This window comes from Microbacterium sp. KHB019 (assembly GCF_037285405.1).
In the GTDB taxonomy this organism is placed as follows: domain Bacteria; phylum Actinomycetota; class Actinomycetes; order Actinomycetales; family Microbacteriaceae; genus Microbacterium.
Genome location: NZ_JBBDHF010000002.1, coordinates 39,849 through 61,222, shown reverse-complemented (window position 1 = coordinate 61,222; position 21,374 = coordinate 39,849). Strand labels below are relative to the sequence as shown.

The following is a 21,374-nucleotide window of genomic DNA, read 5'->3' as shown; positions in this document are numbered from 1 at the left end:
TTCCTTCTGAGTGAGTGGCAAACTGTGTACGTCGCATACAACTGTGTATGACCATAACACACTGTTTATTCAATACACAGAATTAGGATGGTCGACATGAGTGACGTGGAACCTCCTGAGCTGCCCCGGGGCATCGCGCTCGCCTGGGGCGTCGCGGCGAACCCGCAGCGCGGGCCCAAGCGCGAGATGAGCGTGGAGAAGATCGTCGAGGCCGCGATCGAGCTCGCGGATGCCGAGGGTCTCGGTGCCGTGTCGATGGCGGCGGTCGCCGCCCGTCTCGGATTCACGCCGATGTCTCTGTACCGGTATGTCAGTGCCAAGGACGATCTGCTGCTGCTCATGCAGGAAGAGGCGACCGGGTTGCCGCCGGAGGAGCATGCAGAGCAGGAAGGGTGGCGCGCCAAGCTGAGCGCGCTGTTCGAGGCGCAGACGACGGGCTACCTCGCCCATCCCTGGATCCTGTCGATCCCGATCACGGGCTCACCGATCACGCCGAACAGCTCGGCCTGGCTGGACGCCGGGCTAGCGAGCCTGAACGGCACCCCGCTGAGCGACGTCGAACGTCTTGCCGTGGTGCTCGCGGTCACGGGGTCGGCGCGCTGGTACGGCATCATCATCGCCGGGTACGCGGAGCAGGCCCGTTCGACGGGCATGACCCCGGAGGAGATCACCGTCCTCGAGGCCGGTCTGTTCGATCGGGTGATCTCGGCCGAGGAGTATCCGGCGCTGCGCACCGCGATCGACGCGGGCGTCTTCCTCTCGGAGGACGACCCCTTCCACTTCGGCATCGAGCGGGTGTTCGACGGCGTCGAGGCGTACATCGCCGGCCTCGAGCGGGGAGAACCGCACGTCTCCGTCGCCGATTGGGTCGGGACCGAGCCGTCGGGGATCACGGAGGACAAGCGTGTGCGCGAGGCGCGCAAGAGCGTACGCGCCGCCGAGAAGGCGCTGCGCGACGCGCGCAAATTCGAACGCCAAGCGGTGAAGGACGCGCGTGGGCGCCTGGATCGCTGACAGGAACTCCACGGCAGTCACATAGATCACATTCGTCCCATAGGTTTACACGGGCCCCGTCTTCCCCATAGAGTGATGCATCAGCAAGAAAGGGGTACGGGGGATGCCCGACGTTCCAGAAGTACGATTCCTGACGGTCGCAGAGGTCGCAGAGATCATGCGCGTGTCCAAGATGACCGTGTATCGGCTCGTGCACTCCGGCGAGCTGCCGGCGATCCGCTTCGGCCGCAGTTACCGTGTGCCGGAGACCGCAGTAACGGACGCGCTGCAACGTCCGATCAGCGACGTCGGCTGACGACGTCGCTGCGCGCTCGGCTCGTGTGCATCACGCCGCCGCGTGTTTGCTAAACTGATCCGAGGCATTTTCCGTGCCCGTACCCGGGTGTCCGATTTTCGAGACGCCCAGCCCCTGACTTAGTGAGGTTTCCGTGGGTTCAGTCATCAAGAAGCGCCGCAAGCGCATGGCGAAGAAGAAGCACCGCAAGCTGCTTCGCAAGACTCGCCACCAGCGCCGCAACAAGAAGTAAGCGGCCAGAACACCGAGCGCCCCAGGCCGGCTTTCGAGCCAGTCGACGGGGCGCTTCGTGTCTCTGCTGCGCACTCGTTCCAGTTGATTGAGGGAGCCATGAAGTCCATCACCATCGCCGATCTCGATGCTCGTGAGAACACGCCGCTCATCGATGTGCGCGAACGCGACGAGTTCGCCGCCGGGCACGTGCCAGGGGCGGTCAACATCCCGATGTCCGAGATCGGCAATCGTCTGGACGAGCTCCCAGCAGAGGCGTTCGACGTCATCTGCCAGGCCGGTGGACGATCGGCTCGCGTCGTGCAGGCGCTCGAGGAGCGCGGCTACGACGCCACCAACGTCGAAGGCGGCACCGGAGAATGGATCTCCGCGGGCAAGCCGGTCGAGAAGCCTGCCCCGTGACGACGACGATCACCGTCATCGGCAGAGACGGCTGCCATCTGTGCCCGACAGCTCTCGGCATCGTCGAGCAGGTCGTCGCCGATCTTCCCGATGAGATCGGAGACGACATCGAGATCGTCGAACGGTCGATCGAGGACGATCCTGCTCTGCACGAGCTGTGGTGGGAGAAGATCCCTGTCGTGCTGATCGACGATGAGGTGCACGCCTACTGGCGCGTGTCGGCCGACAAGCTGAGGCAGAGACTGGAGGAGTCGAAGTGATCCGTCATGTCGTCACGTGGAAGCTCGCAAGCGAGGATGCCGAGGAGCGTGCAGTGCAGGCCGCAGAAGTCGCGCGGCGTCTGAACAGCCTGGACGGCGTCGTGCCGCAGCTGCGATCGATCTCCGCCGGTGCGAACACGCTGTACGCCGATGTGAACTGGGATGTCACGCTCGTCGCCGACGTCGACTCGGTCGAGGCCCTCGAGCAGTACCAGGTGCACCCGGCGCACGAGGAGGCCGCCGGCTACATCCGCACCGTCGTCGCGTCCCGCGTCGCCGTCGACTTCGAAGTCTGACCTAGCGGTACAGCAGGTCGTCGGCGACCAGCTCGCTCCACTGCGGAACCGCGAACCTCTCCGGATCGTCCCAGTCTCCGGCGACGATCTGTGAGAACGCGCCCTCGACGCCGAACAGTTTCTCGAGGGGCGTCCACTGGGATTCGCCGGGCATCGGCATCAGCGACCGTTCTTCGAGTGCTCCGGGGTGGATCTGCTCGAGCAGCGACAGCAGGCGGACCCCGGTGTGCACAGGGCGCAGTGCTTCGGGATCGGTGACGTGCAGGATGACGCCTTCGCACGCTTCGCCGCTGTGGTCGCGGACGAGCGGCGTGAAGCCGTACGGAACCGCGGCGAGGCCGGGCAGTTCGGCGGCTGCGATGGCGGCGGCGTAGCGCTCGCCGTCGATGAACGGGGCCGCGATGACGCGGAACGGCACCGCGGTGCTGCGGCCCTCTGACACGTTCACGCCTTCGGCCAGACACGTGCCCGGGTACAGCAGCGTCGTCGCTGCCGACGGGAGGTTCGGCGACGGCGGCATCCAGGTGAGCTCCTGTCGGCCGATGGCCGTCTCATCCCGGCGCCACCCCGCTGCCTCGATGACGTGCAGGTCCACATCGATGCCGCGCGTTCGAACCCAGTGCCTCGCCAGCTCTCCGATCGTCAGCCCGTGGCGGATCGGCATCGCCCAGCGTCCGACGAGGGACTGCGCCCGCTCATCGAGCATGGGTCCCTCCGCCCGGTCCAGGCGTCCGCCGAGCGGATTGGGCCTGTCGAGGACGATGACCGTGACGCCCGCGTCGGCGCAGGCCTCGATCAGATGACTCATCGTCCAGATGTACGTGTAGAAGCGCGCCCCGACATCGGGCAGATCGACGAGCACGGCGTCCAGGTCGGCGAGGTCGGCGGCGGTCGGGCGGACGTCGGCCCCGTACAGGCTGCGAACCGGCACTCCCGTCACGGGGTCGGCATCGTCGCCCACGAGCTCGCCCTCGCGTGCCCGACCGCTGAGGCCGTGTTCGGGGCCGAAGAACAGCGAGAACGCCCAGCCCCCGGCAGCCAACGGCTCGCGGCCGCGCTTCAGGTCGGAGGTGAGGGCGAGGTCGTTCGTCAGCATCCCGAGCCGTGCGCTCCGCAACCGGGAGAGCAGAGCGTCGTCGAAGTCATGGCGGATGAGGCGGTCGATTCCGAGGAGCATGGATCAGTCGATTCTGTGTGCGGTGACGGCGTCGTAGGTGCGTTGCAGGTTGTCGGCGATGGTGTCGTAGTCCGCCTGCGCGATGCGGGTGTACAGGAAATCGAGCACGGCGAGCTGTGCGATCCGGCTGGACATGGCGCCCGAGCGGAACGTCGACTCGGAGACGGCCGTCACGAGTACGAGACCGCACACCCGGGCGAGCGGGGAACGCGGATTGTTCGTCAGGGCGATCGTCGTGGCGCCGGCCGCAGCCGCGACCTCGGCGGACTGCACGATCTCGAGTGTCCGGCCCGAATGCGAGATGGCGATCGCGACGTCGTGCTCGGTCAGCAGAGCGGCGCCGGTGAGGGCGAGGTGCTGATCCGTGCGCGCCTGCGCGACGAGTCCTGCGCGGTGCAGCTTCTGCTCCAGGTCGTGCGCGGCCAGGCCGCTGGACGCCGTGCCGTAGATGTCGATGCGTCTGGCCGTCCTGATCGCGCGGACGCAGCGTTCGAGGTCCTCCACGTCGATCTGCCTGGCCGTGCGCTCGATCGCGGATGCCTCGGCGAAAGCGATCTTGCGGATGGTGGTGACGGCGTCATCGTCTCGGCTGACATCGCCCGCGGACACCTGGAAGCGTTCGCGATCCGACTCCGTCCTGTCGAGCTCCGTGGCCAGGGCGAGACGGAAGTCCGGGTACCCGGCGAAGCCGAGGCTCTGAGCGAACCGCGCGATGCTCGCAACGGACGTGCCGCTGGCCGAAGCCAGCTGAGTGATGGACTTCTCGACCACGCGGTGGGGCTCGGCGAGCACATGCGTGGCGATCCGCTGCTCGGTCGGCGTGAGCGCGGACCGCCGCTGATGGATCGCGGTCATGGCACTGGTGGGCACGCGCCCATCATGTCAGAAATTGTTTCCAGTCTGTAACTAATTTTCGGAAAGGCTTGATATCTTGGAAGTCATTGCCCAAGGTGGGGGAATGCACGACAGCGTTGTCGCCGCCGAGCTCCAGGCGGTGCTTCATTACCGAGAGGAACCTCATGCGTAATCGCCCGATTCGCCTCGCGTTCACCGCAGGCCTGGTCGTCACGGGTCTCGCCGTGGCCGGCTGTGCACCGGCATCCGATGCCGGCGAGGATGACATCACGCTGAAGATCTGGTCATGGCAGGCCTCGTCGTCGCCCAAGTGGGAGGCGGTGTTCGACGTCTACGAAGAGGCCCACCCCGGTGTGACCATCGAGTTCGAGGGGTTCCAGCCCACCGAGTACAACCAGATCCTCGCCACAGGACTCGAGGGCAGCGACGGCCCTGACCTTGCCATGCTCCGCGCCTACGGCGGCGTGCAGGCGGCGATCCAGTCGGAGCAGCTGGTGCCGATCGATGACATCGTCGATGGACTCGACCAGTTCGACCCCACCGTGCTCCGCGCGGCCCAGGGACGTGAGGACGGCGCCACGTACGGCGTTCCGTTCGCGTACCAGACGATGCAGATGTTCTACAACAAGACCATGTTCGATGAGATGGGTCTTGCGGAGCCGACCGACTGGGACGAGTTCATCGACCTGCAGGAGACTCTGCTCGACGAGGGCGTGACGCCGATGGCGCTCGGCGCTCGCGAGGACTGGGTGCTTCCGATGTTCCACGACATCGTCGGCTCGGCGCGCTACGGCGGCGCCGACTTCGAGGAGAAGGTGCTCAGCGGAGACGTCGATTTCACCGACGCCGACTACGTCGCCTCGCTGCAGATCGTCAAGGACATGCAGAAGTACCTCGACAAGAACGTGAACGCCATCGCCGTCGCAGACGCCGTGCTGCAGTTCACCTCAGGCCAGGCCGCTCAGTGGCCTGGTGGATCGTTCGACCTGCCGACCTTCCAGGATTCCGCTCCCGACACCGAGTGGGGCGTCTACGAGGTGCCGCCGGCGCCCGGCAGCGTCCTCGACCACGCCGTCACCCCCGGCTACGCCGACGGCAGCTTCGGCATCAATGCATCCAGCGACCAGCAGGATGCCGCGGCCGAGCTGCTGAACTGGATGACCACGGCGGAGTTCGGACAGCTCGTGGCCGACGAGGTCGACCAGTTCTCCGCACTGCCCGGCGTCAAGTACTCCGACCCGCTGATGCAGGAGATGAACGAGCAGTACACCGCCAACCCGGCTCCGTACCTGCTGCTCGTCGACTTCCGCTACGGCGACCCGACGGGTACCGCCGTGCTCGGCCCTGACGTCCAGGCGATGTTCCTCGGCGACAAGACACCCGAGCAGCTCGGCACCGACCTGCAGTCCGGTGTGTCCACCTGGTTCACTCCAGGATCCTGATCGACTCCGCATCCTGACCGTTCCCGGTGGCGCCGCTCGCGGCGCCACCGGGAACCGAAAGACATCCCATGGCTCTGACACTCCCTGTGCGCCGGCGTGAGAAGGCAGGGCGAACCCGCACGGGCATCGCTCTGACGACTCCGACGGCGCTGCTGTTCGTCCTCCCGGCCGCTGCCCTGTTCGCGGTGCTCATCCTGTACCCGATGCTTGCCGCGCTGAGCTACTCGTTCTTCGACTGGCAGGGGACGAAGCAGGGCGGGTTCGCCGGCATCGGCAACTACATCACGCTCCTCACGAAGGAGCCGTACGCGTCGGAACTCTGGAACGCGTTCGGACACAACCTGCTGCTGTTCGCCGGCGCCATCGTGTTCCAGAACTCGCTGGGGCTGGGCATCGCGACGCTCCTCCACCGACGCGGCCGCTCGAAGCGGTTCTTCCAGACGATCTTCGCGTTGCCGTACCTGGTCAGCCCGATGGTCATCGGCTACCTGTGGTCGCTGATGCTGTCTCCGCTGTTCGGACCCGTCAACGCGATCCTCCGCGGCGTCGGGCTCGAAGGCTTGGCGCTGCCGTGGCTGGGGGATCCGAACCTCGCCATCTGGGTGATCGTGCTCGTGAGCGCCTGGCAGTGGATCGGCTTCCCGATCCTCCTGTACGGGGCGGCTCTGGGAGGGATCCCGGAGGAGATCGAGGAGGCTGCTTCGTTGGACGGCGCGACGGCCGCTAAGCGATTCCGCTACATCACGCTGCCGATGCTCACACCGACGATCGGCATCATCACCGTGCTGACCTTCATCGGCAGCATGGAGTCCATGGCGATCCCGTTCGCGCTCGCCGGATCCAACGGAGCACCCGCCGGTTCGACCGACGTCATGATGCTGCTGTTCTACCGGACCGCGTTCGAATCGGGGAACCCGAACTCGATCGGCGTCTCCTCCGCTCTCGCGACCGTGCTGTTCATCTTCATCATGGTGATCTCGGTCGTGATCACCTCCTCCATGCGCCGAGCCGAACGGAAGCTGTTCTGATGAGCACCGTCACCGCCACCGCCGTCGACGACGCGACGACCGAAGCCATCGTCTCCGGACGCCCGCCCGCACCGCGTCGACGCCGCCGCGTCCGTTCGGACACGCCGCTCATCGGCCGTGTCTTCGCCAACGTGTTCCTGTGGGCCTACGCGCTCGTCGCGATCGGGCCGCTCCTGCTCATGGTGAACAACTCTCTGCGCAGCCAGCAGCAGATCGCCTCCGAACCGCTGGGACTGCCGTTCCCCGCCACCTTCACGAGCTTCCAGAAGGCCTGGGTCACCGCATCCTTCGACACCTACTTCATCAACTCGATCACCGTCACAGTCGGATCGGTCATCGTCACGACCGTCGTCTCGGTGCTCGCGGCGTACGCATTCGCCCGCGCGAGGGCGAAGTTCTTCCGCGGGATCGAGGCGGTATTCCTGTCCGGGCTCATGCTGCCCGTCCACCTGGCGATCCTGCCGCTGTTCTACTTGCTGGACTCGCTCAAGATGACCAGCAACGTGTTCAGCCTGGTCCTCGTCTACGGCGCTCTCGGCATCCCGTTCACGACCTTCGTGCTGACAGTGTTCTTCCGTGCGCTGCCTATCGAGCTCGAAGAAGCGGCCCGCATCGACGGAGCAGGGCCCCTGCGCACCTTCATCATGATCCTGCTGCCGCTGATCCGCCCGGCGCTGGCGACGGTGATCGTGTTCCGCTTCGTCCCGGTGTGGAACGACTTCTTCTATCCGCTCATCCTGCTTCGCGATCGCGACTCGTACACGCTGCCGGTGGGTCTCACCCGCTTCTTCGGCGAGTACTCGACCGACTGGCCGCAGCTGTTCGCCGGGCTCACGATCGCGACCATCCCGCTGGTGGTGCTGTTCCTGCTCGCGACAAAGCAGATCATCAACGGGCTGACCTCAGGCATGAGCAAGTGACCACGGAGCGTCGGTCATGGTGAACGGCGCGCCGGGGTCGGCATGGGCATCGGTGCGCGTCGTCCGCGCCGGCGCCGAGGAGCAGCGGATGCTCGCCGGTGCGCCGTCTGCGCATGACGCCGGTCCGCTGCGACCGGACCACCTGTTCGACCTGGCGTCGCTGACCAAGGTCTTCACGACCGTGGCCGCGCTGCGGTTCGTGGAACAGGGGCTCATCGATCTCGACGCACCGGTATCCGAGATCGCCGCCGTGGGTTCGGGATCGGATGCCGCTCGCGTCACGCTGCGGCACCTCCTCACGCACTCTTCCGGCCTCCCGCCCGAGTGCTGGCTCTGGCGCGACGGTCTCCTCGGAGACGAGCTCAGGGCGGCAGCGCTGCGCACGGAACTGCGCGCCGTGCCGGGGGAGGAGCACTGCTATTCGGATGTCGGATTCATCGCCGTCGGCGAGATCCTCGAGCGTGCGTCCGGTCGGTCGCTGGAGGAGATCGTCGCCGAGGTCGCCGTCGCGCTCGGCGCCGACTCGCTCACGTGGCGACCGGAGCAGGAGAGGGCGGTCGCCACGGAGGAGCAGCCGCATCGCGGACTCATCCGCGGCGAGGTCCACGACGAGCTCGCGCACGCGCTCGCCCGCCCGTCAGGACACGCAGGGCTGTTCGGCAGCGCGGATGACGTCGCAGCCCTGGCCAGGATGGTCCGCGACGACGGCGATGGTCCGCGCTCGCGCGTGCTGACCTCGGCGAGCGTCAGGCTGATGTCGGCACCGGTCATCCGGGCCGAGGCGGGGTACGGACAGGCGATCGGACTCCGAGTGCGAGACCGTTCGTGGATGGGCGAGGTGGATGCCGTCGGCCACACCGGATTCACCGGGACCTGCTTCGCGGTCGATCGCGACTCGGGCGGTTTCGGCGTGCTTCTGCTCAACCGGGTGCACCCCACCCGGGAGGGAACCGACGTCAGCCTCATTCGCAGAGATTTCCTGCGACCGATCGGCTCCGATGGCGGTGAGAGCATCCGCACCACGGCGGGGAGCGAAACGGAAACGTAACCCGCAAGGTGGGAATTCTGGTCTGCTCCGTGTCAGGATGATCTGCATACCCGTAAGCGGGCCCCACGGCCCCGTCAGTCTGGAGCGGTCATGACCCGTCGCCGTCACCTCGTCCTCGGCCTCGCCCTCGCGGCGACGGCCGCCCTCACCCTGTCGGGCTGCGCCGGCGCGGGCAACGATGCGGGAGGCGACGACGCCCCGGCATCCGGTGGTGACGACTACGGACTCGTCGAGGCGGGCACGCTCACCATCTGCTCTGACATCCCTTACGCGCCGTTCGAGTTCGAGGGCGGCGACAACGGCACCGGATACACCGGCTTCGACATCGATCTGCTCGATGCGATCTCGAAGAAGCTCGACCTGAAGCTGGCTGTGCAGGACGTCGGCTTCGACGCGCTGCAGTCGGGCACCACGCTCGCATCCGGCACGTGCGACCTCGGCGCATCCGCGATGACCATCACCGATGAGCGCAAGGCGAACCTCGACTTCTCCGACCCCTACTACGACTCGCTGCAGTCGCTGCTGGTCCCCGCCGACTCGGACATCAAGACCATCGACGACCTCGATGGCAAGATCGTCGGCGTCCAGCAGGGCACGACCGGTGAGGCGTACGCGACCGAGAACGCGCCGGGCGCGGAGCTTCTGCAGCTCCCCTCCGACGGCGAGCTGTGGCCGGCGATCCAGGCCGGCACCATCGACGCGATCCTGCAGGACCAGCCGGTAAACATCGAGCACGAGAAGGCCGACCCGAACTACAAGATCGTCGAGGAGTACGACACCGGCGAGTCCTACGGCTTCGCCTTCGCCAAGGGCGAGAAGACCGCCCTGCTCGACGCCGTCAACACTGCGCTGCAGGAGCTCCGTGACAGCGGCGACTACGACACGATCTACGACACGTACTTCTCCGCCAACTGAGTTTCGCGCAGGACGGTAGATCGGGAGGACCTTGCCGATGGCGTTGAGGCGCACTCAGAAACAGAAGCTGTACCGCTACACGGTGTACGCGATCCTCATCGCGCTTGCGGTGTGGGCGCTGGCGACAGCCAACTGGGCGCGGCTCGGTCCGCTCTTCTTCAACCCCGAAGTCGCGCTCAAGATGCTTCCGGGCATCATCACCACCGGGCTGGTGAACACGCTGTGGTTCACCGCTATCGCGTTCCTCGGCGGGTTGCTGCTCGGCGTCGTGCTGGCGCTGATGAAGCTCTCCGTGATCGCGCCTTTCCGGTGGATCGCGACGGTGTGGATCGAGCTGTTCCGCGGCCTTCCAGCACTGTTGACGATCTTCGCGATCGCGTACATCCTGCCCATCGCCATCGGCGTGCGCAATCAGGATCTCGGCGGTCCGGTGGTGCTCGGGCTCGTCGGCCTGATCCTCGTCGCCTCGGCGTACATGGCCGAGACGATTCGCGCCGGGCTCCAGGCCGTGCCGAAGGGGCAGACCGAGGCCGCGCGGTCGCTCGGCATGTCGCCGATGAAGACCACGTTCTGGATCGTCATCCCGCAGGGCTTCCGCATCATCATCCCGCCGCTGACGAACGAGTTCGTGCTGCTGCTCAAGGACACCTCGCTGCTGTTCATCGCCGGAAGCTTCATCTGGTCGAAGGAGCTCACGACCTTCGCCCGTGACGCTACGACGCAGAACGGCAATGGCACCCCGCTGATCATGGCAGCGCTGCTGTACCTGATCGTGACCATCCCCCTCACGCGATTCAGCGCGTGGCTCGAGCGACGAATGGCGAGGCAGCGATGAGCACGGATCTGATCGACGTCCACGCCCCGGCCATCGAGGTCCGCGGGCTGGTCAAGAGCTTCGGCGACAATGAGGTGCTCAAGGGCATCGACCTCACGGTCACCGGCGGCGAGGTCGTCTGCGTGATCGGGCCGTCGGGTTCTGGCAAGTCGACGCTGCTGCGTTCGGTGAACATGCTTGAAGAGCCCACCGGCGGCAGCATCCTCGTCGAGGGCATCGACATCACCGACGAGGACATCGACATCGACCGCGTGCGCACCCGCATCGGCATGGTGTTCCAGAGCTTCAACCTGTTCCCGCACCTCGACGTGATGGGCAACCTCACGCTCGCGCAGCGGCGGGTGAAGAAGCGCTCGAAGGCCGAAGCCGAGCGGGTCGCGCACGAGATGCTCGCGCGCGTGGGGCTCAGCGAGAAGGCCGACGCGTACCCCGGCCACCTCTCCGGTGGTCAGCAGCAGCGTGTCGCGATCGCGCGTGCGCTGTGCATGAACCCCGACATGATGCTGTTCGACGAGCCGACGTCTGCGCTCGACCCCGAGCTCGTCGGCGAGGTGCTGCAGGTCATGCGCTCGCTCGCGGATGACGGGATGACGATGCTCGTCGTCACGCACGAGATGGGCTTCGCCCGCGAGGTCGGATCCCGCCTGATCTTCATGGACGGCGGACACATCGTCGAGCAGGGCGACCCGCGCGAGGTGCTCGCGAACCCGCAGCATCCGCGCACGCAGGACTTCCTCTCGCGCGTGCTCTAGCGCCGTCTCGCGGTCAGGCGCGCGGGCGGACGGCGACGGGGACCGGCTCGATTCCGAGCCAGACCCGGTCGCCGAAGGCTGGATGCTGGTGCGCGTCGTGCTGCACGCGGACCAGTTCGCCGGTGTCGGTCTTGACGAGCGTGCGGCGGATGCTGCCGAGGAACGTGCTCTCCTCGACGACGCCTCCGGTCGCGGCATCCGCCTCGCCGGTGAACCGCAGGTTCTCGGGGCGCAGGTGCACCTCGACCTCACCGATCGCGGGAGTGTTGACGGGGAGTGCGCGTCCCCACACCGTGACCGTGTCGCCGGAGGCCGTGCCCGAGACGACGCTCGACAGCCCGACGAACGCGGCGACGTGGGCGGTCGCGGGGCGCAGGTACAGCTCCTCGGGGGAGTCGATCTGGTCGATGCGCCCGGCATCCATCACCGCGATCCGGTCGGAGACGGCCAGCGCCTCCTCCTGGTCGTGCGTGACGAACACGGTCGTGATGCCCAGACGCAGCTGGATGCGGCGGATCTCGTCGCGCAACTGCACGCGCACCTTGGCATCGAGCGCCGACAGCGGCTCGTCGAGGAGCAGCACCCGCGGCTCGGTGACGAGGGCGCGGGCGAGAGCGACGCGCTGCTGCTGCCCGCCCGAGAGCTGGTGCGGGAACCGGTCGGCGAAGCCGTCGAGGCCGACGAGAGCAAGCGCGTCCAGCGCTCGGCGGCCCGCCGCGGCCTTGCCGACACCCCGGCGACGCAGGCCGAACGCCGTGTTGTCGGCGACGCTGAGGTGCGGGAACAGCGAATACGCCTGGAAGACCATGCCGATGTCGCGCTTGTTGGTGGGGACGCGCGAGACGTTCTGGCCGCCGAGCAGCACGGCCCCGGCATCCGCGTTCTCGAGCCCGGCGAGCACGCGCAGGGCGGTGGTCTTGCCGCATCCGGACGGCCCCAGCAGCGACACGAACTCGCCGGGTGCGATGTCGAGATCGACGCCGTGCAGCACGCGGTTCGAGCCGTAGCTCTTCTCGATGCCCTCGAACTGCACTCGGGTCCCCTCGCCGGCCTCGGCGAGCAGCTGGTTGTCCTTGGTCGCGGGGAGCGCGGTGGTCATGATGAGGCCTTTCGGTTGCCGCGGGCGGCGCGGCCGATGATGAGCAGCAGCAGGAAGCAGAACAGCAGCGCGAGCAGCGTGAAGATCGCGGGCGCGTAGGCGTCCTGCTTGCCGACGACGACCATCGCCGTCTGGAACACCTGCCGGTTCAGGAGGGATGCGATCGTGAACTCGCCGAGCACGACGGCGATCGAGATGAGGGATGCAGACAGCAGCCCCTGACGCAGGTTCGGTGCGAGCACCCTCAGCACGACGGTCGGCCAGCTCGAACCGAGCGAACGGGCGGCCTCGGACAGCGTGCGCAGATCGGCGGCGTCGATGGATGCCTGGATCGAGCGGTACGCGAACGGCAGCACGGTGATGCCGTAGGCGAAGGCGAGCGTCCACGTGCCTGTGCCGAACGCGCGACCGATCTGCAGGTAGATCGGCGAGAGCCCGACGACGAGCACGATCGCGGGGATCGAGATCGGCAGGAGAGCTGCGAACTCGAAGACCGGCTTGAGCGTCGGGAACCGCAGGTTCACCAGGATCATCGTCGGCGCGAGCAGAAGCAGGACGATGACGACCGTGACGAGGGCGAGGATCAGCGAGTTGCCGAGGCCCGTCCAGATCGGCTTGATCGCCGCGGATGCCGCCGGGTCGATCAGTGCGGCCCAGCGCTCGAACGAGAGCCCGCCGTCCTTCCCGCGCAGCGTGTACAGGAACGTCGAGACCAGGGGGATCGCGAAGAAGGCGCCGATCACGATGCCGATGACCCAGCGCGTCACGCGAGAGGGGGCGAGCTTGTTCATGACTGCCACCTTGCAGCCCGCCGCTGGATCAGCGAGTACAGCGCCATCACGACGCCGACGATCACGATCATGCCGAGCGCAAGGGCGCCGGCGAGATTCTCGCGGCCGAGCACGGTCTCGCTGGTGAGCGCGGCGCGGATCTGCAGCGGAACGATCTGCGAACCCTGACTGGCGAGGGCGGCCGCGGTCGCGTACGACGAGAACGCGTTGGCGAACAGCAGCAGGAGGCTCGCGAGGAACGACGGGGCGAGCACGGGGATGCCGATGCGGGTCCAGAAACCCAGACGCGTGCCGCCGAGAGTCAGATTCGCCTCGGACCACTGCGGCTTCAGCGCCGCGAGCGCCGGCATGAACGTGATCACCATGAGCGGCACCTGGAAGTAGATGTAGGGGAAGATGAGCCCTGGCACCTCGTAGAGCCACATGCCGTTCTCGAAGATGTTGAACCCGAACGAGTCGCGCAGCAGCACCGTGATGACACCCTGGGCGCCGATCGTCGCGATGAACGCGAAGGCGAGCATGACGCCACCGAACTGTGCGAGGACGCCGGCTGTGGCGTCCACGCTCTGGCGCACAGCGCCCTGCGGGTTCATGCCGAGCATGGCGTAGCAGACGAGGGCACCGGCGACCGCGCCGATCACGGCCGTGAGCAGCGAGACCCAAGCGGAGTTCGCGAAGGTGGTCAGCACGACGGGGTCGACGAGGGCTGCGACGTTGGTCCACGTGAAGGCGCCGTCTCCGCCTGCGAATCCGGAGCCGATCGCGAGGATCGTCGGTACGGCCAGGAACAGCAGGACGTACGCGCCGAACGGCACCAGTCCCAGCCATGCCCAGGAAAGGCCGGACCGCCGGACCGGTTGATCCGGCCCGGCGGTGGTGGGGGCGGATGCCGCAGCATCCACCCCCTGGATCAGAGTGGTCACTGGACGGCCGCGGCCCACTTCTCGCCGAGCAGGGTGCCGGCTGCCGTGGACTGCGCCTCGGTCGGGACGACCGTCTCGGCTGGGACCTCGGGGAGGGCCGCTGCGAGGTCGGCGTCGATCGTGCCTGCCTCGGTCATGGCCTCCATGCGAGCCGGACGAGCGCCGCCCTTCAGCCACAGGTTCTGCACGTCGTCGCTGTAGAGGAACTCCTGCCACAGGCGGGCCGCCGCCGGGTTCGGGGCATCCTTGTTGATGGCCTGGTTGTAGTACGAGGCGTAGCCCGTGCCGTCCAGGACGACGACCTTCCAGTTCTCGTTGTCAGCGCCGGCAGCGGCGTTCAGGTAGTCCCAGTCGAAGACGACAGGGGTCTCGCCGCTGGTGATGGTGGCGGGCGTGACGTCGACCTTCAGGAAGTTGCCGGCCTTCTGCAGCTCCCCGAAGTACTCGATGCCGGGGGTGAAGTCGTCGAGGTCGCCGCCGGACTGAACCGCCGCGAGGCCCACAGCACCGAAGGCGGAGCCGGCCTGCGTCGGGTCGCCGTTGATCGCGACGGCGCCCTTGAAGTCGGCACCCTTGAGATCGTCGAGCGAGGTGGGCTCGTCGAACTTCGAAGCGTCGTAGCCGATGGACATGTACCCGCCGTAGTCGCCGACGAACAGGCCGGTGGGCTCCTTGAGCGCGTCGGGGATCTCGTCGAAGTTCTCGACCGTGTAGGGCGCGAACATGTCGGTGTTCGCCAGCGCGACCGCGAGGCCGAGGTCGAACACGTCGGGCGCGGTGTCCAGGCCCTGGTTCGTCTCGGCGGCCGTGATCTCCTCCTGGCTGGAGACATCAGGGGAGGCCTCGTTGATGGTGATCTCGGGGTAGCGCTCGGCGAACAGGTCGAGGATCTCGCCGTAGTTCGCCCAGTCGCGGGGCAGGGCGATCACGTTCAGCGCGCCCTCGGCCTTGGCTGCGGCCTCGAGGTCTTCGAACGTGCCGAAGTCGGCGAGTGAGGTGGCGGATGCGGCGTCGACGGCGTCGCCGCCGTCCGTGCCGTCTCCTGCGCTGCTGTCTGCCGCGCAGGAGGTCAGTGCCAGGGCGGCGGTGGCTGCCAGGGCGATGCCGGCGACGAGACGCGAGCGGCGGGTAATGGTTGCCATCAGGGTGGGTTCCTCTCGGTGTCCGGCGCGGGCGCGCCGGAATTCGGGTTGCGTCAGGACGCTACGGTGCGAGAGTTACCGGATCGTCCGGCGACGGTGAACGAGAGGTGACGCGGGCGCGAACGCGACGCCAGCGGTCAGTCTCGCGGGACGTTGTATTTGAAGCCCACGTGCGAGCCGACGTATCCGAGGCGCTCGTAGAACCGGTGCGCCTCGGTGCGTGCGGCGTCCGAGGTGAGCTGCACGAGTACCGCGCCGAGAGCGGGAGCCGCGGCATCCGCTACCCAGTGCATGACGGCCGAGCCGATGCCGGATGAGCGCAGGTCGCTGCGCACTCGCACCGCCTCGACGAGCAGGCGGCGCGAGCCGCGTCGCGCCATCCCGGGAATCGAGGTGAGCTGCAGTGTGCCCACGACCGCGACGTCGATCTCGACGACGAGCAGATCATTCGACGGATCGGCGAGGATCTCCTCCAGCGCGGTTTCGTAGGCATCGCGGTCGGTGTCGGATGCGACGTCGCCACGTGCCGCGCTGATCGGGTCATCCGCGAGCAACGTGATCAGTGCGTCGATATCACCGCTCGTCGCGCGGCGCAGGGTCGCGGCGCCGGCGCGGCGATCGAACGGATGCGGCAGCGGAAGAGCGTCGAGCATGATTCCAGTCTGTCATCGCCGATCGCACGTGCGAGGGATACTGGAGGGATGGAGATCGGTGAGCTGCTCGGGCTCGAACAGCTCACCTGGGGGATGCTGATCTTCGTCGTCCTCGCGGCGTTCGGCGCCGGCTGGATAGACGCCGTCGTCGGGGGCGGCGGGCTGCTGCAGCTGCCGGCCCTGCTGCTCATCCCCGGCATCGCGCCGGTGCAGGCGCTCGCGACGAACAAGCTCGCCTCGGTGTTCGGCACCGCGACCAGCAGCGTCACGTACTACCGCCGCGCGAAACCCGACATCCGCACGGCCCTGCCGATGGCAGGAATCGCACTTGCCGGGTCCTTCGGCGGAGCAGCGGTGGCTACCGTTCTGCCGCCGGCAGCCTTCAAACCGATCATCGTCGTGGCGCTGCTGGCAGTGGCGATCTTCACGGTGTTCAAGCCGGAGATGGGGGCGGCGACCAAGCTGCGCTTCGCCGGGCACAAGCACCACATCATGGCTGGTGCTGCCGGCCTCGTGATCGGGTTCTACGACGGGATGATCGGGCCGGGCACCGGCACGTTCCTCGTCATCACGCTCGTGGCGCTGATGGGCTATGACTTCCTGCAGGCGAGCGCCAAGGCGAAGATCGTCAACCTCGCCACCAACGCCGGCGCGCTGCTGCTGTTCATCCCGCACGGATCCGTGCTGTGGCTGCTGGGCGGCATCCTCGCCGTCGCGAACGTCGTGGGCAGCTACCTGGGCTCTCGTATGGCGATCGCGCGCGGCGCGACGTTCATCCGCGTCGTGTTCTTGATCGTCGTCGTGGCGCTCATCGCGAAGCTCGGTTTCGACGTATGGAACGAGAACATCGTGCCGGGGCTCGCCCTGCTCGCGGAGCACTGACCCACCTGCTGAGCCCCCGTCTTATCGCCGAGACCCCGTCGTAGATGCGCGAATACGACGGGGTCTCGACAGCAAGACGGGGGCTCGGCGTGAGAGCTCGGGGAACGAGGCTCAGGCCTCGGCATCCTCCGGTACGAAGTCGACGCCGGCCTCGGCGCGCTGCGCATCCGTGATGGGCGCGGGCGCGCTGGTCAGCGGGTCGAAGCCGTTGCCGGTCTTCGGGAACGCGATGACCTCGCGGATCGACTCGGTCTTCGTCAGGTGCTGCAGCACGCGGTCCATGCCGAGCGCGATTCCACCGTGCGGCGGTGCGCCGAACTTGAACGCGTCCAGCAGGAATCCGAACTGCTCGTTCGCGACCTCGTCCGAGATGCCCATGACCTCGAACACGCGCTTCTGCACATCCTCGCGGTGGATGCGGATCGAGCCGCCGCCGAGCTCGGAGCCGTTGCAGACGATGTCGTACGCGTAGGCGAGCGCCGACCCGGGGTCGGTGTCGAAGGTGTCCGCGAACTCCGGCTTCGGGCCGGTGAAGGCGTGGTGCACGGCCGTCCAGGCGCCGGCGCCGACAGCGACGTCACCGGATGCCACGGCATCCGCCGCAGGCTCGAACATCGGAGCATCCACGACCCACGTGAACGCGAACGTGTCGGGGTCGAGCAGACCCTGGCGGCGCCCGATCTCGACGCGCGCCGCACCCAGCAGCGCACGCGAGTCCTTGGCGGAGCCGGCCGCGAAGAAAACGCAGTCACCCGGCTCGGCGCCGGTGAGCTCGGCCAGACCCGCCTGCTCCTTCTCGGACAGGTTCTTGGCGACGGGGCCGCCCAGAGTTCCGTCCTCGTTGAACAGGACGTAGGCGAGGCCGCGGGCACCGCGCTGCTTCGCCCAGTCCTGCCAGGCGTCCAGCTGCTTCCGCGGCTGCGAGGCGCCGCCCGGCATCCGTACAGAGCCGACGTACTCGGCCTGGAACACGCGGAACGTCGTCTCGGAGAAGTAGTCGGTGGCTTCGACGAGCTCGAGTCCGAAGCGCAGGTCGGGCTTGTCGGAGCCGTACTTCGCCATCGCGTCGGCGTAGGTGATGCGCGGCAGCGGGGTCTGCACCTCTACGCCGATCGTCTTCCACATCGCGGTGATGACGTCTTCCATCATCTCGATGACGTCTTCCTGGTCGACGAAGCTCATCTCGATGTCGAGCTGCGTGAACTCCGGCTGACGGTCGGCGCGGAAGTCCTCGTCGCGGTACGAGCGAGCCATCTGGTAATACTTCTCGATGCCGCCGACCATGAGTAGCTGCTTGAACAGCTGCGGGCTCTGCGGCAGGGCGTACCAGCTGCCGGGGTGCAGACGAGCCGGCACGACGAAGTCGCGCGCGCCCTCCGGCGTGGATCGGGTGAGCGTGGGCGTCTCGACCTCGACGAACTCGCGGGCGTCGAGAACCTCGCGGACGGCCCTGTAGACCTTCGAGCGCAGGCGAAGAGCCGATGCCGCGGACGGGCGTCGCAGGTCGAGGTAGCGGTACTTGAACCGAACGTCCTCGCCGATCATCTCGCTGTCGCCGAGGCCGGTGGAGACCTGGAACGGCAGGGGAGCGGACTCGTTGAGCACCTCGACCTCGGTCGCGATGACCTCGATGTCGCCGGTGGGCAGGTTCGGGTTCGCGTTGCCCTCGGGGCGGCGAGAGACCGAGCCTGTGACCTTCAGTACGAATTCGCTGCGCAGCGGGTGGGCCACCTCTTCGTCGCGGATGACGACCTGGGCGATCCCAGAGGCGTCACGAAGATCGATGAAGGCGACTCCTCCGTGATCACGACGACGATCGACCCAACCCGTGAGGGTGACGGTCTGACCGATGTGGTCGGCTCGCAGCGAGCCGGTCGTGTGAGTGCGAAGCACGGAGATTCCTCCAGTTCAGAAAAGGGAACTCCGCCATTCTACGGGGGCGCGGCCGGGGATCCGCGGGGCGCTGGATGCCGATGGATAGACTCGGCCGCGATGGGCCGTGCCGGACGGCCGCGCGAACAGGGAGTGCGCCGTGGACTGGAATCTGATCAGCGACCAGATCGCCACGACGACGTCCATGTGGCTGTCTCTCGCCCTGTACGTGCTCTACGCCATCACCATGTGGCGGGTCTTCGTGAAGGCCGGGTATGCCGGCATCCTGGCGCTGATCCCGATCGTGAACTGGTTCTTCCTCGTGAAGATCGCCGGTATGTCCGCTTGGCTCGGGCTGCTCTACCTCATCCCGATCGTGAACATCGTGTTCGCGATCATCGTCGCCGTGAAGGAGGGCGCGAACTTCGGCAAGGGCGTCGTGTTCTCGTTCTTCCTGCTGTGGATCTTCCCCTTCATCGGGCACCTCATCATCGGCTTCGGGTCGGCGACCTACCGGAAGGTCTGAATGCCTGCCGAACGACTGCACCTCGTCCGCCACGGAGAGGTCCACAACCCTCGCCGCGTTCTCTACGGGCGGCTGCCGCACTATCGACTGAGCGAGGACGGCCGGCGGATGGCGCGTGCCGCAGCCGAGTACGTCCAGGGGCTCGAGCGGCCAGTGACGACATTGCGCAGCTCGCCCCTCCAGCGCACGCAGGAGTCCGCCGAGCCGTTCAGCGAGATCTTCGGGCTCGTCCCAGCACTCGACGAACGCGTCATCGAGCCGACGAACGTGTTCGAGGGCACGCGGATGAGCCGGTCGCTGCGCGATCCGCGCAACTGGTGGCACCTGCGCAATCCTTCCGTGCCGACCTGGGGTGAGCCGTACCAGTCCATCGCCGTGAGGATGGAGGAGGCGATGAACAGCGCCTGGAACGAGACGGAGCGCGGGGATGCCGTGATCGTTTCGCACCAGGCGCCGATCTGGATCACGCACCTCCACGTCGCGGGCCTCCGCCTTCGCCACGATCCGCGCACCCGGCGCTGCGCGCTCTCGAGCGTCACGTCCTTCGAGCGGGTCGGCGACGTGTGGCGCGAGGTCGGCTACGCCGAGCCTGCGGCCGCCGGCATCGACCTCGGCGCCGTGTAGCAGCGGTTCACGACGACGCGAACTCTTGCACGATTCGCGCCGCGGCCATCTGCCCTGCCGCAGCGGCCTGGATGACGGAGGCCACAGGCCCCGGCAGCGAGGCGCGGTGGGCCAGGTCGCCGGCCGCGAGGATCCCCGGCTCAGAGGTCTGACCGAAGTCATCGATCTCGATGGCGCCGGAGGGCAGCATCCGCAGTCCGCGATCGGCGGCGAAGGAGGCCCGCTGCCGCACGGTTCCTGCTGCGACGAACAGGCCGGCGACGGCGACGTGCGCAGCGGTCGTCGTGACACCCGCACCGTCAGCCTCTGCGGCGACGGACCGCACGAGGCCAGAGTGGATGTCGGCACCCGCCGCCTCCAGCGCCGCGCGGTCCTCATCCGTCGGCTGCTCGTCGAGCGCGAACACGGTGATGCTCCGGACGATGGGGGAGAGCATCGCGACCAGGTGGACCGTGCGCGCGGCCGCCCCGAGGATTCCGATGTCTCGTCCGGCGAACTCGTGGCCGTCGCAGAACGGGCAGGTGAACGCGCGCAGACCCCACAGACCCGCGAGGCCGGGAACGCCTGGGAGGTCGTCCGCGACGCCGGTCGCGAGCACGATGCGGCGCCCGCGCACCGTCGACCCGCCCTCCAGTTCGACGGTGAAGTCGTCGACGACGCCCTCGATGCGCTCGACTCTGGCGTCACGGGCCTCGACGGTGGAGTACTCCGCGAGCTGAGCACGGGCCGTCGCCCGGAACTCCGCCGGCGGGGTGCCGTCGGAGGCGATGATGTTGTGCATGTGCTCAACGGTTCCATTGCGGTACTCCCCGGAGTCGAGCAGCAGCGCTGTGCGGTGCATCCGGCCGAGAGTGAGGGCGGCTTGCAGGCCGGCGGGGCCGGCTCCGATCACGATCGCGTCGTACATGGTGGATCCTCCTGATCTTGCGTTCTCGACCAGTGTGTGACTTCATGTCAACATGAAGTCAAGCGCTACGCATCCCTGGTCCGTCGGCGATGTCGCCGAGCGGTTCGATCTGCCCACGAACGTGCTCCGGCATTGGGAGACAGTCGGGCTGCTGCATCCGGAGCGCGACTCCGCCGGACGTCGCCGGTACGGCGAGGATGAGGTCGTCCGCATCGCGATCATCCAGCGGAGCAAGCGCGCAGGCATGACGCTCGAGCAGATCGGCGTGCTCCTCGACGACGGACGCTCGGGCAGGCACGAGGTTCTGCACGCGCACCTGGACGATCTCGACAAGCGGATGCTGGAGATGCAGCGCTCCCGTGAGATGACCGAGCATGCACTGCGCTGTCGTGCCCACGACATCACGACGTGCCCGCGATTCCGTGCCGGCGTAGATGACGTGCTCGCCCGTTTCTGACGGTGCGCGGGCGCCGGGTTCCTTCCAG

26 protein-coding genes are annotated in these 21,374 nt (G+C 67.4%); 17 read left to right on the top strand and 9 right to left on the bottom strand.

Going from position 1 to position 21,374, the window contains the following annotated elements; genetic code table 11:
• Positions 1-96: 96 nt before the first annotated feature.
• The 6 genes from KHB019_RS06700 to KHB019_RS06675 all read left to right on the top strand — a co-directional run bounded on the left by KHB019_RS06700 (position 97) and on the right by KHB019_RS06675 (position 2,498).
• Positions 97-1,014 carry a TetR/AcrR family transcriptional regulator gene (locus tag KHB019_RS06700; protein WP_337458436.1) on the top strand — a complete coding sequence of 306 codons (918 nt, stop codon included), beginning with the start codon at positions 97-99 and terminating at the stop codon, positions 1,012-1,014.
• 103 nt (positions 1,015-1,117) lie between these two features.
• Positions 1,118-1,309: a helix-turn-helix domain-containing protein gene (locus KHB019_RS06695; RefSeq protein WP_230101493.1), complete on the top strand. Its 192-nt coding sequence runs from the start codon at positions 1,118-1,120 to the stop codon at positions 1,307-1,309.
• 133 nt (positions 1,310-1,442) lie between these two features.
• Positions 1,443-1,541, top strand: coding sequence for a 30S ribosomal protein bS22 (locus KHB019_RS06690; RefSeq protein WP_003792170.1), 99 nt, complete (start codon positions 1,443-1,445; stop codon positions 1,539-1,541).
• A 98-nt stretch (positions 1,542-1,639) separates the two neighbouring features.
• Positions 1,640-1,942, top strand: coding sequence for a rhodanese-like domain-containing protein (locus KHB019_RS06685; RefSeq protein WP_230101492.1), 303 nt, complete (start codon positions 1,640-1,642; stop codon positions 1,940-1,942).
• Entirely contained in the window at positions 1,939-2,202 is a 264-nt protein-coding gene (locus KHB019_RS06680) for a glutaredoxin family protein (protein WP_230101491.1), read from the top strand. Before KHB019_RS06685 ends, KHB019_RS06680 begins: the two co-directional genes overlap by 4 nt.
• On the top strand, positions 2,199-2,498 hold the full coding sequence (locus KHB019_RS06675) for a Dabb family protein (protein ID WP_230101490.1): 300 nt from the start codon (positions 2,199-2,201) through the stop codon (positions 2,496-2,498). The genes KHB019_RS06680 and KHB019_RS06675 overlap by 4 nt, the downstream gene beginning before the upstream one ends.
• Position 2,499: 1 nt before the next feature.
• On the opposite strand, the gene KHB019_RS06670 is transcribed toward KHB019_RS06675, so the two are convergent.
• Complete coding sequence (locus KHB019_RS06670) at positions 2,500-3,675, bottom strand: exo-beta-N-acetylmuramidase NamZ family protein (protein ID WP_230101489.1); 1,176 nt, start codon at positions 3,673-3,675, stop codon at positions 2,500-2,502.
• A 3-nt stretch (positions 3,676-3,678) separates the two neighbouring features.
• Positions 3,679-4,545 (bottom strand): MurR/RpiR family transcriptional regulator, encoded by an 867-nt coding sequence (locus tag KHB019_RS06665; protein WP_230101488.1) that lies wholly within the window; start codon positions 4,543-4,545, stop codon positions 3,679-3,681.
• A gap of 149 nt (positions 4,546-4,694) precedes the next feature.
• On the opposite strand from KHB019_RS06665, the gene KHB019_RS06660 reads away from it, so the two are divergent.
• The 7 genes from KHB019_RS06660 to KHB019_RS06630 all read left to right on the top strand — a co-directional run bounded on the left by KHB019_RS06660 (position 4,695) and on the right by KHB019_RS06630 (position 11,470).
• Positions 4,695-5,972 carry an ABC transporter substrate-binding protein gene (locus KHB019_RS06660; RefSeq protein ID WP_230101487.1) on the top strand — a complete coding sequence of 426 codons (1,278 nt, stop codon included), beginning with the start codon at positions 4,695-4,697 and terminating at the stop codon, positions 5,970-5,972.
• A 68-nt stretch (positions 5,973-6,040) separates the two neighbouring features.
• Positions 6,041-7,000: a carbohydrate ABC transporter permease gene (locus KHB019_RS06655; protein WP_230101486.1), complete on the top strand. Its 960-nt coding sequence runs from the start codon at positions 6,041-6,043 to the stop codon at positions 6,998-7,000.
• Complete coding sequence (locus KHB019_RS06650; protein ID WP_230101485.1) at positions 7,000-7,920, top strand: carbohydrate ABC transporter permease; 921 nt, start codon at positions 7,000-7,002, stop codon at positions 7,918-7,920. Before KHB019_RS06655 ends, KHB019_RS06650 begins: the two co-directional genes overlap by 1 nt.
• Before the next feature lie 16 nt (positions 7,921-7,936).
• Positions 7,937-8,968, top strand: coding sequence for a serine hydrolase domain-containing protein (locus KHB019_RS06645; RefSeq protein WP_337458435.1), 1,032 nt, complete (start codon positions 7,937-7,939; stop codon positions 8,966-8,968).
• 90 nt (positions 8,969-9,058) lie between these two features.
• Positions 9,059-9,883, top strand: a complete 825-nt coding sequence (locus KHB019_RS06640) for a transporter substrate-binding domain-containing protein (protein WP_230101483.1) — start codon at positions 9,059-9,061, stop codon at positions 9,881-9,883.
• A 37-nt stretch (positions 9,884-9,920) separates the two neighbouring features.
• Entirely contained in the window at positions 9,921-10,718 is a 798-nt protein-coding gene (locus KHB019_RS06635; protein ID WP_337458434.1) for an amino acid ABC transporter permease, read from the top strand.
• Entirely contained in the window at positions 10,715-11,470 is a 756-nt protein-coding gene (locus KHB019_RS06630; protein WP_230101481.1) for an amino acid ABC transporter ATP-binding protein, read from the top strand. The genes KHB019_RS06635 and KHB019_RS06630 overlap by 4 nt, the downstream gene beginning before the upstream one ends.
• Positions 11,471-11,483: 13 nt before the next feature.
• Here KHB019_RS06630 and KHB019_RS06625 read toward each other — a convergent pair whose 3' ends face one another.
• The 5 genes from KHB019_RS06625 to KHB019_RS06605 all read right to left on the bottom strand — a co-directional run bounded on the left by KHB019_RS06625 (position 11,484) and on the right by KHB019_RS06605 (position 16,078).
• Positions 11,484-12,569, bottom strand: coding sequence for an ABC transporter ATP-binding protein (locus KHB019_RS06625; RefSeq protein ID WP_230101480.1), 1,086 nt, complete (start codon positions 12,567-12,569; stop codon positions 11,484-11,486).
• Positions 12,566-13,360 carry an ABC transporter permease gene (locus KHB019_RS06620; protein ID WP_337458433.1) on the bottom strand — a complete coding sequence of 265 codons (795 nt, stop codon included), beginning with the start codon at positions 13,358-13,360 and terminating at the stop codon, positions 12,566-12,568. The genes KHB019_RS06625 and KHB019_RS06620 overlap by 4 nt, the downstream gene beginning before the upstream one ends.
• A complete protein-coding gene (locus KHB019_RS06615) occupies positions 13,357-14,283 on the bottom strand; it encodes an ABC transporter permease (protein ID WP_443193195.1) in 927 nt (308 codons plus the stop codon). Before KHB019_RS06615 ends, KHB019_RS06620 begins: the two co-directional genes overlap by 4 nt.
• A complete protein-coding gene (locus KHB019_RS06610; protein ID WP_230101478.1) occupies positions 14,280-15,425 on the bottom strand; it encodes an ABC transporter substrate-binding protein in 1,146 nt (381 codons plus the stop codon). The genes KHB019_RS06615 and KHB019_RS06610 overlap by 4 nt, the downstream gene beginning before the upstream one ends.
• A gap of 137 nt (positions 15,426-15,562) precedes the next feature.
• Positions 15,563-16,078: a GNAT family N-acetyltransferase gene (locus KHB019_RS06605; RefSeq protein ID WP_230101477.1), complete on the bottom strand. Its 516-nt coding sequence runs from the start codon at positions 16,076-16,078 to the stop codon at positions 15,563-15,565.
• A gap of 48 nt (positions 16,079-16,126) precedes the next feature.
• On the opposite strand from KHB019_RS06605, the gene KHB019_RS06600 reads away from it, so the two are divergent.
• Complete coding sequence (locus KHB019_RS06600; protein WP_337458432.1) at positions 16,127-16,960, top strand: sulfite exporter TauE/SafE family protein; 834 nt, start codon at positions 16,127-16,129, stop codon at positions 16,958-16,960.
• A gap of 111 nt (positions 16,961-17,071) precedes the next feature.
• Here KHB019_RS06600 and aspS read toward each other — a convergent pair whose 3' ends face one another.
• Entirely contained in the window at positions 17,072-18,853 is a 1,782-nt protein-coding gene (aspS, locus tag KHB019_RS06595; RefSeq protein WP_325470826.1) for an aspartate--tRNA ligase, read from the bottom strand.
• Positions 18,854-18,992: 139 nt separating this feature from the next.
• Here aspS and KHB019_RS06590 point away from each other — a divergent pair, with 139 nt between their 5' ends.
• Entirely contained in the window at positions 18,993-19,358 is a 366-nt protein-coding gene (locus KHB019_RS06590) for a DUF5684 domain-containing protein (RefSeq protein WP_325470827.1), read from the top strand.
• Positions 19,359-19,982 carry a histidine phosphatase family protein gene (locus KHB019_RS06585; RefSeq protein ID WP_230101473.1) on the top strand — a complete coding sequence of 208 codons (624 nt, stop codon included), beginning with the start codon at positions 19,359-19,361 and terminating at the stop codon, positions 19,980-19,982.
• Between the two features lie 7 nt (positions 19,983-19,989).
• Here the strand turns inward: KHB019_RS06585 and KHB019_RS06580 are convergent, their stop codons facing one another.
• Complete coding sequence (locus tag KHB019_RS06580; protein WP_337458431.1) at positions 19,990-20,889, bottom strand: NAD(P)/FAD-dependent oxidoreductase; 900 nt, start codon at positions 20,887-20,889, stop codon at positions 19,990-19,992.
• A 52-nt stretch (positions 20,890-20,941) separates the two neighbouring features.
• On the opposite strand from KHB019_RS06580, the gene KHB019_RS06575 reads away from it, so the two are divergent.
• Positions 20,942-21,346 carry a helix-turn-helix domain-containing protein gene (locus tag KHB019_RS06575; RefSeq protein ID WP_325470829.1) on the top strand — a complete coding sequence of 135 codons (405 nt, stop codon included), beginning with the start codon at positions 20,942-20,944 and terminating at the stop codon, positions 21,344-21,346.
• Positions 21,347-21,374: the final 28 nt, after the last annotated feature.

Excerpts from the sequence above, each read along its gene's own strand:
- KHB019_RS06700 (WP_337458436.1), top strand. The coding sequence starts at position 97 with ATGAGTGACGTGGAACCTCCTGAGCTGCCCCGGGGCATCGCGCTCGCC.
- KHB019_RS06695 (WP_230101493.1), top strand. The coding sequence starts at position 1,118 with ATGCCCGACGTTCCAGAAGTACGATTCCTGACGGTCGCAGAGGTCGCA.
- KHB019_RS06685 (WP_230101492.1), top strand. The coding sequence starts at position 1,640 with ATGAAGTCCATCACCATCGCCGATCTCGATGCTCGTGAGAACACGCCG.
- KHB019_RS06670 (WP_230101489.1), bottom strand. The coding sequence starts at position 3,675 with ATGCTCCTCGGAATCGACCGCCTCATCCGCCATGACTTCGACGACGCT.
- KHB019_RS06660 (WP_230101487.1), top strand. The coding sequence starts at position 4,695 with ATGCGTAATCGCCCGATTCGCCTCGCGTTCACCGCAGGCCTGGTCGTC.
- KHB019_RS06655 (WP_230101486.1), top strand. The coding sequence starts at position 6,041 with ATGGCTCTGACACTCCCTGTGCGCCGGCGTGAGAAGGCAGGGCGAACC.
- KHB019_RS06650 (WP_230101485.1), top strand. The coding sequence starts at position 7,000 with ATGAGCACCGTCACCGCCACCGCCGTCGACGACGCGACGACCGAAGCC.
- KHB019_RS06645 (WP_337458435.1), top strand. The coding sequence starts at position 7,937 with ATGGTGAACGGCGCGCCGGGGTCGGCATGGGCATCGGTGCGCGTCGTC.
- KHB019_RS06640 (WP_230101483.1), top strand. The coding sequence starts at position 9,059 with ATGACCCGTCGCCGTCACCTCGTCCTCGGCCTCGCCCTCGCGGCGACG.
- KHB019_RS06635 (WP_337458434.1), top strand. The coding sequence starts at position 9,921 with ATGGCGTTGAGGCGCACTCAGAAACAGAAGCTGTACCGCTACACGGTG.
- KHB019_RS06630 (WP_230101481.1), top strand. The coding sequence starts at position 10,715 with ATGAGCACGGATCTGATCGACGTCCACGCCCCGGCCATCGAGGTCCGC.
- KHB019_RS06625 (WP_230101480.1), bottom strand. The coding sequence starts at position 12,569 with ATGACCACCGCGCTCCCCGCGACCAAGGACAACCAGCTGCTCGCCGAG.
- KHB019_RS06620 (WP_337458433.1), bottom strand. The coding sequence starts at position 13,360 with ATGAACAAGCTCGCCCCCTCTCGCGTGACGCGCTGGGTCATCGGCATC.
- KHB019_RS06610 (WP_230101478.1), bottom strand. The coding sequence starts at position 15,425 with ATGGCAACCATTACCCGCCGCTCGCGTCTCGTCGCCGGCATCGCCCTG.
- KHB019_RS06605 (WP_230101477.1), bottom strand. The coding sequence starts at position 16,078 with ATGCTCGACGCTCTTCCGCTGCCGCATCCGTTCGATCGCCGCGCCGGC.
- KHB019_RS06600 (WP_337458432.1), top strand. The coding sequence starts at position 16,127 with ATGGAGATCGGTGAGCTGCTCGGGCTCGAACAGCTCACCTGGGGGATG.
- KHB019_RS06585 (WP_230101473.1), top strand. The coding sequence starts at position 19,359 with ATGCCTGCCGAACGACTGCACCTCGTCCGCCACGGAGAGGTCCACAAC.
- KHB019_RS06580 (WP_337458431.1), bottom strand. The coding sequence starts at position 20,889 with ATGTACGACGCGATCGTGATCGGAGCCGGCCCCGCCGGCCTGCAAGCC.
- KHB019_RS06575 (WP_325470829.1), top strand. The coding sequence starts at position 20,942 with ATGAAGTCAAGCGCTACGCATCCCTGGTCCGTCGGCGATGTCGCCGAG.